Annotated in this window: 14 protein-coding genes; 2 read left to right on the top strand and 12 right to left on the bottom strand. The window is 27.3% G+C overall.

Annotated elements, in window-relative coordinates; all coding sequences use genetic code 11:
* Positions 1–10: 10 nt before the first annotated feature.
* Together ALEK_RS06260 and ALEK_RS06255 are read right to left on the bottom strand one after the other, a co-directional pair.
* The gene (locus ALEK_RS06260) at positions 11–541 is read right to left on the bottom strand and encodes a DedA family protein (protein ID WP_071626003.1); all 531 of its coding nucleotides are present in this window, start codon (positions 539–541) and stop codon (positions 11–13) included.
* A 1-nt stretch (position 542) separates the two neighbouring features.
* On the bottom strand, positions 543–1,175 hold the full coding sequence (locus tag ALEK_RS06255; protein WP_071626004.1) for a hypothetical protein: 633 nt from the start codon (positions 1,173–1,175) through the stop codon (positions 543–545).
* A 181-nt stretch (positions 1,176–1,356) separates the two neighbouring features.
* On the opposite strand from ALEK_RS06255, the gene ALEK_RS06250 reads away from it, so the two are divergent.
* Both ALEK_RS06250 and ALEK_RS06245 read left to right on the top strand, forming a co-directional pair.
* A complete protein-coding gene (locus tag ALEK_RS06250) occupies positions 1,357–2,592 on the top strand; it encodes an EAL domain-containing protein (protein ID WP_071626005.1) in 1,236 nt (411 codons plus the stop codon).
* Entirely contained in the window at positions 2,576–3,376 is an 801-nt protein-coding gene (locus ALEK_RS06245; protein WP_071626006.1) for a diguanylate cyclase domain-containing protein, read from the top strand. Before ALEK_RS06250 ends, ALEK_RS06245 begins: the two co-directional genes overlap by 17 nt.
* On the opposite strand, the gene ALEK_RS06240 is transcribed toward ALEK_RS06245, so the two are convergent.
* From ALEK_RS06240 to ALEK_RS06195, 10 genes are all read right to left on the bottom strand, one after another.
* Complete coding sequence (locus tag ALEK_RS06240; protein WP_071626007.1) at positions 3,358–4,269, bottom strand: 5-oxoprolinase subunit C family protein; 912 nt, start codon at positions 4,267–4,269, stop codon at positions 3,358–3,360. The two genes, ALEK_RS06245 and ALEK_RS06240, sit on opposite strands and share 19 nt — an antisense overlap.
* The gene (gene pxpB, locus ALEK_RS06235; RefSeq protein WP_071626008.1) at positions 4,266–4,940 is read right to left on the bottom strand and encodes a 5-oxoprolinase subunit PxpB; all 675 of its coding nucleotides are present in this window, start codon (positions 4,938–4,940) and stop codon (positions 4,266–4,268) included. The genes ALEK_RS06240 and pxpB overlap by 4 nt, the downstream gene beginning before the upstream one ends.
* Entirely contained in the window at positions 4,940–5,689 is a 750-nt protein-coding gene (locus ALEK_RS06230) for a 5-oxoprolinase subunit PxpA (protein ID WP_071626009.1), read from the bottom strand. Before ALEK_RS06230 ends, pxpB begins: the two co-directional genes overlap by 1 nt.
* 39 nt (positions 5,690–5,728) lie before the next feature.
* Positions 5,729–5,929: a hypothetical protein gene (locus ALEK_RS06225; RefSeq protein WP_071626010.1), complete on the bottom strand. Its 201-nt coding sequence runs from the start codon at positions 5,927–5,929 to the stop codon at positions 5,729–5,731.
* A 109-nt stretch (positions 5,930–6,038) separates the two neighbouring features.
* Complete coding sequence (locus tag ALEK_RS06220) at positions 6,039–7,373, bottom strand: TRAP transporter large permease (protein ID WP_071626011.1); 1,335 nt, start codon at positions 7,371–7,373, stop codon at positions 6,039–6,041.
* On the bottom strand, positions 7,363–7,845 hold the full coding sequence (locus ALEK_RS06215) for a TRAP transporter small permease subunit (protein ID WP_228146254.1): 483 nt from the start codon (positions 7,843–7,845) through the stop codon (positions 7,363–7,365). Before ALEK_RS06215 ends, ALEK_RS06220 begins: the two co-directional genes overlap by 11 nt.
* Before the next feature lie 5 nt (positions 7,846–7,850).
* Positions 7,851–8,807: a TRAP transporter substrate-binding protein gene (locus ALEK_RS06210; RefSeq protein ID WP_071626013.1), complete on the bottom strand. Its 957-nt coding sequence runs from the start codon at positions 8,805–8,807 to the stop codon at positions 7,851–7,853.
* Between the two features lie 65 nt (positions 8,808–8,872).
* On the bottom strand, positions 8,873–9,553 hold the full coding sequence (locus tag ALEK_RS06205; protein WP_071626014.1) for a response regulator transcription factor: 681 nt from the start codon (positions 9,551–9,553) through the stop codon (positions 8,873–8,875).
* A gap of 52 nt (positions 9,554–9,605) precedes the next feature.
* Complete coding sequence (locus ALEK_RS06200; protein ID WP_071626015.1) at positions 9,606–10,562, bottom strand: HD-GYP domain-containing protein; 957 nt, start codon at positions 10,560–10,562, stop codon at positions 9,606–9,608.
* Positions 10,563–10,649: 87 nt separating this feature from the next.
* Positions 10,650–12,191 (bottom strand): sensor histidine kinase, encoded by a 1,542-nt coding sequence (locus tag ALEK_RS06195; protein ID WP_071626016.1) that lies wholly within the window; start codon positions 12,189–12,191, stop codon positions 10,650–10,652.
* Between the last annotated feature and the right edge of the window lie 59 nt (positions 12,192–12,250).

Genomic DNA, 12,250 nt, shown 5'->3' with positions numbered 1-12,250 from the left:
TGTTTATAAATTATATTTTCTTAAAGTAATAAGAAACAGTTAATAAAATAACTGCAATTATTCCAAGTCCAATATATTTAAAATCATCAGCTGCACTTAAAATATATTCACCAGCTGTATAAGAAGCATATCCTACAACTAATCCCCATAACATAGTAGCTATTACATTAAAGATTGTAAATTTAACTGCTGAGTACTTTGTAAGTCCCATAGCTAAAGGTATTAAGGTTTTAATTCCATAAATATACTTTTGAATAAATACAACTAAAGAACCATATTTTCTCATCATAATATGAGCTAAAGCTATTTTTCGTCCATACTTACTCATCATATCTTTTGCATAAGATTTGTTTTTTCTTGCTAAGAAGAATAAAAATTGATCTCCTAAAAAGTTTGCAGTACCTGCAACTAAAATTGAGATATATAAATTTAAATCTCCAGCATAAGATAAAACTCCTGCAAATACTAGTCCTACAAAGCCTCCACCAAAAGAGTAAGCAAATAGTGCTATATATCCCCAGTCCCTTATTAAATCTTCCATTCTATTCCTCTATATTAAAAAACTCTAAAGCTTCAATAACATCATCGTCATCTAACTCTACTAGTTTTTCTGAAATATTTTCTTTTGCTTTAGTAATAATGAACTCTTTTACTTGTTCTCTTACCTTCACAATATCATTTATTATTGCAAACCCACTAAATTGAATTTCATTGTCATAAAATAAAAGTGTTCCATCACAATTATTTTCAATAAAATCACTTAATTCTCTATATTTAATTTCTAAAGGTGTTGCTTGCCAACCATACTCTTCAAGCTCTTTATCTTCGAAAATCTCTACCCCATCACTTTGGTGATCAAAATATAACATTTCATTTTTATTTAAATCAATAATATTTTGCCAATTGTTTAAAGGTTTGATTTTACATGTTGTTCCTAACATGACAGGCTTATATGCTGTGAAAATTTCATTAGCTAATGCTTTTGCTTCAGTAATATGCGAAAACTTATCGAATTCAAGGTTTTCGTAGATTATTGCTTTATTAGTAGTATCTTCTTTATTATCATAGATATTACCATCAATATCTATATATATTGTTTTTTTAACATTATTAGAATTTAATAGTTGTACAATATCAATATCTAATAAAATATCTTTAATATTTATTTTTCTCATATGTTTTTTTCCTATATAAATAACTGTGCGATTTTAACTAAAAACCCATTAAATAAAAAACTTTTATTTAAAATACGAAATAATTCGTAAATTTATTTAAAATCTACAATATTTTTTACAATTCTTAAAGTTTAATTATATATAATTGATTAGCGATAGGTAATAAAAAAGAAGGTCAAAGTTGTCAATTCAAGGTCAAATATACAAGTTTTTTAATAAAAATAATGTAAAAACTCTTTTTCTAATTGATATTCTATATATGAAAGATATTAATGCAATTTACTCTTTCAAGAATGGAGATTATATAATCTCACAATTAAGAGATCTTCTAAAAAAAACAATCACAAGATTAATCAATAAACAACTTAAACGAAAAGTGTTAATTGAACTTACAAATTTACATGCAGATGTGTTTTCTCTGAAACTTTATGATGATTTAACACAAGATGAAATAAATGCTATAAGAAAACTAATATTTAAAAAAATCATTAACTATGACTTTAAATTAAAAAAAGCAAATACAACAATTAATATTGATATTACTATTGGATGTTCAAAATCTAAAGATAATATGCTTAGGGTTTATACAGAAAAAGCTTTACATAATGCAAAACTAAATGGTATTCATTTTATGTATTATGATGCAAATTTATATAAAAATGAATCTGTTAATGAAACAATTATTGATATTCTAACTTATAATATAAATGAAAAAATGGTAGAACCTTTTTTCCAAGCTATTATGGATAATAAAACAGACAAAATCATTAAGTATGAAGCTTTAATGAGACTATTTGATAGAGAAGGAAATATTCTCTCTCCTTATACATTTATATTCAAAGCAAAAAAAGCAAGACTTTATCACAAACTTATGGAAATAATGATTGATAAAATCATTGATTACATCACTATACATAAAAAACATATCAGTATTAATCTAGACTATACAGATATTTTAAACCCAAAAATAAAACATTCACTTATTTCTAAAATAAATCAAAATAATATTGGTAAATATTTAACTATTGAGATTTTAGAAAGCGAAAAAATATCAAATTACGCAATTGTAAATGAGTTTATTAGTTCAGTGAAAAAATATAATGTAAAAATAGCTATTGATGACTTTGGTACTGGTTTTTCTAATTATGAATATATTCTTAATTTAAATGTTGATTATATAAAAATTGATGGATCACTAATCAAAAAAATTGATGAAGATATTTATCTTAACTTGATTAAAAGTATTGTTTTATTTTCAAAAGAACAAAAAATCAAAATAGTTGCAGAGTTTGTAAGTGAGTTAAAAATACTTCGATATGTTAAGTCCATAGGTATTGATTATTCACAAGGATACTATATTGGGAAACCCGAACCAATCGAGAATATAATTGGAGCAAAAAATGAAAAAAGAACTTAAAAAGATAACCAATTTAACAATTAATGATTTGCTAAATAAAGATGTTATTATGCCTTCAATTTATTTTGAAAAGTTTAATAAAAATGCTAGAACCTTAGAGATCAACTTAAGTGATACTTCTTTTAATAAAGAATTAAATCAGATAATTATCGAAGATTTTAATTCAATTGAAGACTATATGGGAAATATTATTTCAAGTACAGAATCAATTGGAAAGGCAGCAAAAGATACAAAAACTGCCCTATTAAATAAAGATATTGATACCTTAAGTGCAATATATAATCAAATGCAAAATTTGGAGAAAGAGCTTAAAAGTCTAAATAAAAAACTATTTGTAGATGAATTAACAAATGTTCAAAATAGAAAATGGATTTATAATAAATTTCTAAATGACGATGCTACATTTAAAGAGAATGGAATATCTATACTAATTGATGTAAATGATTACTCTTATATTCAAAGTGAATATGGGGATTTATTAGCAGATAACTTACTGATTTTTATATCTAATTTTTTAAAGAAGAATTTAACAGAAGATGATTGTAAATTTAAAATTGCAAGATTCTTTGATAATCAGTTTATTATATTTGTATCTGATAAAAGTGAAAAAGAGTGTAAAACTTTGGTTAATAATATTAAACAACTATTATCAAATACAACTCTTAAGAGTAACTCAGGTTTAGTTATAAAAGCAAACTATGAGTACTACTTAACAGCGTATATGAAAAATCAAGACTCTAAAGATATTTTAGAGTCTCTATTTGCTCAATTAAAAGAAGAATAAAACTCTCTTACTTTTTCTTGAGCTTCTTTTATTTCAATTGGTTTAAACGTAATTTTACAGCTAGGTTTTGCTTGTGCTAGTTTAAAACAATCAATACTTAGAACTGAACCAATTTTAGGATATCCACCAATTGTTTGTCTATCTTTTAGTAAAATAATTGGCTGTCCATCACTTGGTATTTGAATTGCTCCAAAAGATATACCTTCTGAAATAATTCCATTTATATCACAAGAGATTGCTTCACCTTTTAGTTTACAACCCATTCTATTAAACTCATTACTTATAATATAAGATGAAGAGAAAAACTTCTCTATTTGCTCTTTAGGGAAAAACTCATCTTGATATGATAATACAACTCTTAATTCTAATTCATTTTCATATTTTGGAATAAAAGTATCTTTTAATCTTGTGTTATGACTTTGAACAAAAGTATCACAAGGCAGTATTTGAGATTTTTTTAATCTATCCCCATCTATTCCACCTAGATTCTCTTTTATAGTTGTTGAGTTACTTCCAAACTCTTTATTTATATCAAAGCCACCTTTAACCCCTAGATAAACCCTAGAGCCTTCAAGAATCTTACCAATCTTGATACTATCCCCTACTTTTATATTATGGCTTTGCCAAGTGTTTTTTGATACACCATTTATAAAAAACTCACAAGAAGAACCTGTAATTGCAATTACTGTATTTACATTAGATTTAAACTCTACATTTGAAAAAGATATTTCAATAATATTTGTATCTAATTTATTTCCAAGTATTTTATTTGCAACTAAATAAGAGTATTCATCCATAACACCAGAATTTGTAACCCCTATATGTGTGTATGAGAATCTACCTTGATCTTGCAAAGTTGCAAATAAAGGAGAATTAATTATTTCTAAACTCATAAAATTCCCCCTTGTGATAGAAACTCTTCTTTAGAGATTGAATTAAATTTAACTTTGTTCCCTACACTTAAAGGCGATAAGCTATCAAGATTTTTATCAAATAACTCTAGGGCTGTTCTACCTATAATATTCCAACCCCCAGGACTTGCTTGCGGGTATACAGCAGTTTGAGTATCAGCAATTGATACTGAACCTTTTGGTATTTGTTTTCGTGGACTACTTAGTCTTGGCATTGCAATTCTTTGGTCAACACTTGCTAAATATGCAAATCCAGGTAAAAAACCTATTGCATAAACATCATATAATTTATTGCTATGTATATCTATGATTTCTTGAATACTTAAGTCTGTTTTTGTGCTCATATCTTCTAAATCAAGACCTACTTCAACTCCATAATAAACATCAATATTTACTACCTTTTCATCATTTGATTCATTTGATTTTGTAGTTATTGAATTTTTTAGTAGTTCTACAACTTTTTCATAATCATATTTGAAAATGTCATAAGTTATAAAAATTGAAGAGTAAGAAGGGATTATTTCAATAATTCCTTCACAATTTAGTTTTTGTAGACTTAAATATGCATTTTTGACTTTTGAAGATATATCAGCAGAAATCTCATTTCCAAAATATATAATCAAAGAATCAACAGAAGCTAATTTAAAATCCATTAATACATAGCTTTTCTAAGTATCTTAATAAACTCTAAGGCTTTTTCGTTGTCACCATGAACACATATAGTATCAACTGCCATTACAAGTTTTTGACCACCAATAGTAACGATATAACCTTTTTCAGTTAAAGTGGCTAATCTTTGTGCCACTTCAAGCTCATCATGGATTACAGCGTTTGGTCTTGATCTTGCTACTAAAGTACCATCATCATTATAATTTCTATCTGCAAATACTTCAAAAATTACATTTACACCATATAATAAAGCAGTATGTTTATAAGCTTCATTTTTAGGGCTTGAAAGAATCATTACTTTTATATTTTTATCAAAAGAAGCAATAGCACTTACAATTGCTTTAAAAATATTTTCATCTCTCATCATATCATTATATAAAGCCCCATGAGGTTTCACATAAGAAATTGCAGTTCCGTGAGCTCTACAAAATGCATTTAACGCACCTAATTGATATAAAACTATTGACTTGATTTCTTCAAGAGAACAAGTCATTGATCTTCTACCAAAACCTACTAAGTCTTGATAACCTGGATGTGCACCAATTGTTACATTATTTTCTTTTGCTAGGGCAACAGATTTATTCATTGTAACAGCATCACTAGCATGGAAGCCACAGGCAAGATTGGCCATATCAATATATGGCATAACTTGTTCATCAAGTCCCATTTTCCAGATACCAAAACTCTCACCCATATCACAGTTTAATCTAATAGCCATTTCATTACCTTGCATAAAATATTCCTTTATTTTACCATATATTAAACTAGATTATTAAATTTCATCTTTGATTCCTGATTTTCTAAATCTAAGTATTGTTAGAAAACCTAACATACCTAAAACAAAAACTTCATTTACATCAACATTAAAAGCCGTAAATAAAACTATAAAACTAGCAATTATCGCAAGTCTTCTATATAAAAAAGAAGCCAAATAAATAATTACACAAGCAAATAAAAATCCTAACTCAATCATATCTTTCTACCTATTTTGATTTAAAGAATAATAACAACTTGGAGTAGGAAAAAAGTGAGTTTTTATAGTTTTAAACAAAAAAAGAGTAGATTTCTCTACTCTTTTACAATTACTTAATCATTTGATTAGGTAAATAAAATACAATTTCTGGGAAGAATGTAATAAGTGCAACTGTAACTACCATTAAAATAAAGAATGGTAATGTTGCTTTTAAAATGGTTTCAATCTTTTCATCACTTATACTTTGTATTACAAAGAGGGAGAATCCAACAGGTGGAGTAATCTGTGCCATTTCTACCATAAATACTAAGAATACACCAAACCATAATGGATCAAAACCAGCAAGTACCACTATTGGTAATACAATTGGTAAAGTCATTACAACAATTGAAATAGCTTCAAGAATCATTCCTAAAATAATATACATAATACCAATTAGTAAAATTAACATTAATGGAGATAATCCAAGTCCTGTAATATATTCACTCATAGCTCTTGCAATTCCTAAGAATCCAATAACTTGTGATAAGAAAACAGCACCAGCGATGATAAACCCAATCATTACAGATGTTTTAACTGTATTTAAAATAGCATTTTGAATTACTTCTAAATCAATAGCTTTAAAATAAAATGCTAAAAGTAATGAGCCTAAAACACCTAAAGCAGCTGCTTCAGTTGGAGTCGCATATCCTCCATAAATTGAACCAAGTACCAATGTAATAAGAGTAAAAATAGGAGCTAAATCTTTTAATGAATGCCATTTATCAGCCCATGTAAATGTTTCTTCAACATCAGGTAATACAGATGGATCAGTTTTTGCTTTATACATAATATAAAATGAGTATAAAGAAGCCATTAAAAGTCCAGGTAAAATACCTGCTACGAATAACTTACCAATTGAAACATCAGACATTACACCGTAAATAATCATAATTAATGATGGTGGAATTAAAAATCCTAAAGTTCCAGAACCAGCTAATGATCCCATTGCTAACTCTTTTGAATAACCTCTTTTTTTAAGTTCATCTAATGTGATTTTTCCAACTGTTGCAGTTGTAGCAGCACTTGAACCTGAAACTGCTGCAAATAGTGAACAAGCAGCTACATTTACATGAAGTAGTCCTCCTGGAATATGTGCAAGCCACGGTTTTAAACCATTTAACAACTTAGTTGAAATAGATGATTTATATAAAATCTCACCCATTAAAATAAACATAGGTAAAGCTGCTAGTGACCATGAGTTCATCGCATCATATAAAGAACCTGCTAATAAATCTCCAATTTTGTCATACACTGAAAGAACTGGTGGCAAATTATGATCAAATAAAAGCATTCCAATAATACCTGTTAAAATTAATGAAACCCCAATCCATAAAGAAGAAAGAAGAAACACAAACATGATTGCTATTAAAATCATTGATAAAATTAGTGGATCAGCTATCATTTGAGAATCCTTTGAAAATAAATGCAACTACAACTAACATAAAAATTGTTATACCTATTGGCATTGCAAGTTGTGTTAAATATAGAGGTGTTTCTGAAACATTTTCTGATAACATCTCTAATTCATATGAATCATATGTAAATAAAATTGTTCTATATAATGCGAAAGCCAATACACCTAATGTGATAATTGCTGCAAGAATATCGATTTTTTTATTTGCTCTTTTTGATAACCTTGAAGTAACTATGTTAATTCTGATGTGAGCATCTTGAGAGAATGCATAACCTAATGCTAAAAAGATAGAAGCTAAATATAAATATCCACTGTACTCATCAGCAATCATTGTAGAAATATCAAAAAACGATCTTAAAAAGATTTCCGTTAATATTAATAAAACTAGCCCAACTAGCGTGAATCCCGCTAAGTAAGCTGAGCCTTTGCTCAACTTATCTATTAAATTTAAGAAATTCATCTTAATTACTTTCTATACTCTTTGAAAATCCCTTGGATTTGTGAGTTAGCACCATCTAAATATTTAGTTAATAATTCTAATGCAATACCATCTAACTCTTTTTTAAGCTCTGGACTTGCTTCATTAATTTTAATTCCATTTTTAGCTAATGTTTCTAAGGCAGTTTTTTCTTCTACTTTTACAGCTTCCCATTGTTTTTTCTCAATTAAAGCTGCTGCTCTTGTAAGTGCATCTTTTTGATCTTTACTTAAAGCATTCCAGTAATCTAAGTTAATAGTAACAGCTTGTAATGGATATGCGTAATTGATTTTTGTATAGTTATCTAATACTTCCCAAAACTTACCATCTTTTCCAGATGAAGAAGAAGTTACAACAGAATCAACCATTCCAGTTCTTAATGAAGAGTAAACCTCACCCCATGGTAATGCTACAGCTGAACCACCGGCCATATTTACAAATGCAGCTGAGTTTTTGTCATAAGTTCTAGTTTTAACACCTTTAAAGTCAGAAATTGAAGTTAATTCTTTTTTAGAGTAAAAACCAGATGCTGGCCATGTTACAGAATAAAGGAATTTTTGATTCCATTTTTTAGCAGTTTTTTCATAAGCTGGTTTAGATAATTGATATAGTTTGAAAGCGTCATCGTAAGAGCTTGCAATAAATGGTAATGCAGAAACACCAAATACTTTACCTCCACCTGATGTGAAAGGAATAAACATATCAGTCATTGCAACAGTTCCATCTTTTACAGCTTTTAAAGGATTACCTTTAATAAGTGCAGACCCTGGATGAACAGTAATATTAACTGAACCTTTTGTATAGTCTTTTACAAGTTTTGAGAACTCTACAGCACCTTTAGTATGAAAGTTATTTGCTCCATACTTCGCATTTAAATCCATTTTTACATTTCCAGCTAGTGCAACACCCGCTAATGAAAGTACTATTAAACTTTTTTTAATCATTTGAAACTCCTTAGTTAATTGATATAAGAAGTTTAAAATATACAAGTGAGTTTATAGTGAGTTTTTTAAAAAGTAATTAATTTGTAACCTTCTTGGGGTATATTTATAATCAAATCGACTGGAACTCTTTGGCGAAACTCCTTAATAAATGTCTTTAGGGCACTCATACTCATTGACCTATCTCGCCAAAGATTCTCTTCGATTAAATCGTAGCTAACAACACAATTTTTATTTTTATACAAAAGTAAAATGAAGTCTTTATCCCTCTTCCTCAAAGGGATAATTTCTTCTTTGTATATAAGTTCTCTTGCTTGCATATCAAAATGTAATTCTTCATTAAACTCAATTTTATTGATTAATTTATTTCCAAAAGACTTCACAATTCCATTTAAAAGTAATTCAGAATTTACAGGTTTTAAAATATATTGATTGATATTTAGATTAATTAATTCAAGTAAGTACTCTTCTGTACTGTAAGCTGTAATCATAATTACAATAGTATCAAGATCAGTTTTTCGAATATCTTCTATCATTGATATACCATTTTTATTTGGCATTTCAATATCACTAATTATTAGGCTTGGTTTATACTCTTTATATAAATCATAACCATCATCTCCATTTGATGCTTCATAAACTTCACTGAAGTAATACTTTAGTGTATTAACTAATCTTTTTCTAATTCCATCTTCATCTTCTACACAAAGAACTGTATAGTTTTGAAGTTGACTAAGTAGATTTTCCATATAAACCCTTTTTTTTATAATACTATTTTATAAAAACAGGGATTAGAATTTATTAAGCTAGTTTGAGAAACTTAACAAATTTTTCTAAGTAAAATAAACAAAGTTCATTACCCATTTTTTCATACATAAGCATAATTGCATCGTATGTACTCATTCTGTCTTTATATGTACGTCTAGTTGTAAGTGCGTTAAATATATCACAAATACTAACTATTTTTGCAAAATCATCTATTTCATGTTCTTGCAAACCTTTTGGATACCCAGAACCATCACATTTTTCATGGTGTTGTTCAACAATTCTAAGAAGTCTAATATCTGGTTCACCTTTTATTTGTAACATCTGAGCAGAATACACAGGATGTCTTTGTACAATAGCAATCTCTTCTTGTGTTAATCTACCTTTTTTACAAATAATACTTCTATCAATATATTTCTTACCAATATCATGGAGCATTCCCGCTTTTCCTAGAAGTTTTACATCATCTTTATTAAGACCTAGATATAAACCAAATCCCATACAATAAGTTGACACATCAATACAATGAGTATAAGTATAATAATCATAAGATGTTATCTTAAGCATAGTATCAAGTGCTGTATCATCTCTTAGAATAAAATCTATACTATTAGATAATAAGTTATCAACCTTTTGTAATTTTTTAAAATCCAATTCATTCTCAAAAAGATCATTTACTGTCTCTTTTGCAATATCATTTATTAAACTAGCTTTTATATTTAAAGGAATACTTTCATCCTCTATAATACTAGAGATATGTTCTTGAATATCGTCTTGGTATTTTACTTTATCTTTAACATCAATAAACACTTGTTCGATATTTTCATCTCTAATAAAGAGGTCTTTTCTTTCATCATAGACATTATTTTTATCTAATAAAATTCTAAAAATCTTTTCATCCACTTTTCTATAAATAGGATAATCATATTTTTTATTTATATTTAAAACTGCCCTTGGAACTGAGAAAACACTTGCCTTATTAGATTTTTCCATTTTATCACCATATTTAGTTATTTTGTTATTACATCTGTTCAAATCAGAGTACTTTAATAAGGTATCAAAAAAGTGTCATTTTAGTGACTATTCATTTTTTTTCATTTTCCCCATTGGTAAAATAATTAAAAATTGTGCTCCTTCTTCTGTATTCTCAACCATAAGTTCACCACCCATGTTTTTTTCAATAATCATCTTAGCCATATATAAACCAAGACCAGTACCAGTAGCTGCACTTTTTGTTGTGAAATATGGTTCAAAAATTAGATCTATATGTTCTTCTTCTATTCCTCCTGCATTATCTAAAACTTTTATAATTGCATTATTATCTTGCTTATCCAGTTCTAAATATATAGTTGGATTTACAATTTCTCTTTGAATTAATACATCTTTTGCATTAGACATAAGATTTAAAATCACCTGAGAGAATTCTCTTTCATATCCATAAATTAAACAATTCTCTTTTATATTTTGTTTTAATTCTATATTGAAATTTTTAATAGAAGCATCCACTAAAGTAAGAGCCTCATTACAAGCATCTTGTATATAAAAATCAATCTTTTGTTTATCAGGTTTGAAGAAGTTTCTGAAATCTTCTATTGTATTTGACATAAACTGTATTTGTTTATTTGAATCTTTTACAGACTCTTCAATTAAGGAAGAACTTACATTATTAAACTTATTTGCAGTTTCTAATTCCATTAGAATTCCAGATACTTCACTTAATGGTTGCCTCCATTGATGAGCAATCATAGAAAGCATTGCACCCATACGAGCTAGTCTTGATTGATGTAACATAGCTTTATCTTTTTTCTTAATATCGCTAATTGCCTTCTCAACTTTTAACTCTAAGTTTTGATTTAAATCTTCTAGTAATAACTCTTTTTTCTGTACATTATCTTGATAATCTTTAAATACCTGAATGATTTTTCTTGAGATAAAAAAAGTCAATAAACCAATAAATAAAATCACTAAAATTGAAATAGTTACAACAAGACGTATATATTTATTTATTCTTTTCTCTAATAGTTTTTTATTCTGGAAAATAGATTTTTGAATATCATCTATATATAAACCAGAACCAATTACCCAGTTATATTTCTCATATAATCTAAAAAATCCCAACTTTTTTGAAGGGTGTATCTCTTTTGGTTTTGCCCAGAAGTATTCAATAAAAACACCATTTGGTTTTTTGATTGTTTCATCAATAAATTGTTTTGTAATAAGAGTACCAATGGCATCTTTTAAATTAATATCATAAGTATCTATGCTTTTTTGTCTAAAGGGATGTGCTCTTAAATAATAAGATGTATCGTGAACCCAAATATATCCATATTTTTCATATCTTATAGATTCAATATATTTTAAAAGTTCAAATTTCAACTCTTCTTCATTTAAGTTTTTATTTCTTTGAACCGTATGTTCTAAATAGTTAATAATATAGTTTACTTCTTTTTCTAATAGATTCTTTTGTTTTTGAATATATTCATTCTCAATACGTAAACTTTCTTCCTCAAAATAATTATTTTGATTTTGTATAAAAAAGTATATTGTAAAAAATGCAATCATAAAAACTGTTATTATAGGTGTTAAAATAATCAGTTTTGGAATATTCTTTTCACTAAACAAAATGACTCCTTAGCTTTATATATTTATATTATAACAATTTGGTGAGTAATTAGTGAGTT

It is taken from the genome of Poseidonibacter lekithochrous (genome assembly GCF_013283835.1).
GTDB classification, from domain to species: Bacteria; Campylobacterota; Campylobacteria; order Campylobacterales; family Arcobacteraceae; genus Poseidonibacter; species Poseidonibacter lekithochrous.
The sequence above is the reverse complement of the archived record's forward strand: the minus strand, read 5'-3'. Positions and strand labels throughout refer to the sequence as shown.